Raw genomic sequence first — 872 nt, forward strand, 5'->3', positions numbered from 1 at the left:
GTAATACTCATGCTGCCTTGAGCAGATGTTTGCCCTGTACTCGGATTACCGGTGCCATTTGCTAAAGCCGACTCATAAACATTTAATGGTCCAACCGTATTAATGATCGTCACTGGATCATCTGCGGGCGTGACCGTGATAGTCAGGGTCGCAGTGGCACCGGTGTTGGTGGTGTACGTAATGACCGGGACTGCACCGTTCCAGTTGGCATTAGGTGTAAAGCTGTAGCTACCGTTGCTATTGAGCACTAAGGTGCCGCCTGTCAGCACGACGCTGCTGCCGGCGTTATGCACCACACTGCTGCCGGCGACGGTGAAGCTGACCACGCTGGTATTGCCTGCTTCATCGTTAGTTAACACGTTGCCGCTGGCGACGGTGTCTTCAACGACGGTTTTGCTGTCATCTGCTGAATCTGTCAGTCTGGCCTGATCTTGTCCAGAAGTGCTATTTCCTGCTTGATCTGTAACAACTGCCGTGATTACTAGATTAGTACCGATGGCTGGAGCGATGATTCCGAGTTTTAAGCCATTATTTAAAATTTCTTGAGTGACTAGCCCATTAAATAGGGTGTTACCAGCCTGATCTGTAACTATTAATAGATCACCGATCGATGTGCCAAGCCCCACAGTTACGGTGATATTTACTGGTCCTGTTAATTCTGCAGGATTAATGAAGCCATCGTTATTTAAGTCTTCATCAATAGTAACTGTGGGTGCTGCGGCAGATTGAGTGTCAATCACCACATCTTGGGTGACGGTTTTGCTGTTGCCAGCGGCGTCGGTGACGGTGGCGACCACGGGGTAGGTGCCGTCAGGCAGCACGGTGCCGGTCAGGTCGACACTCCAGTTACCTTGTGCATCAATCACTAAGCC

General features: G+C 50.5%; 1 protein-coding gene. It reads right to left on the reverse strand.

Annotation, left to right across the window (positions count from 1 at the left end):
- Positions 1-872: Ig-like domain-containing protein (locus SHD_RS01425; protein ID WP_023265512.1), on the reverse strand; the 872-nt coding region annotated here is incomplete at both ends.

Source organism: Shewanella decolorationis S12, from assembly GCF_000485795.1.
In the GTDB taxonomy this organism is placed as follows: domain Bacteria; phylum Pseudomonadota; class Gammaproteobacteria; order Enterobacterales; family Shewanellaceae; genus Shewanella; species Shewanella decolorationis.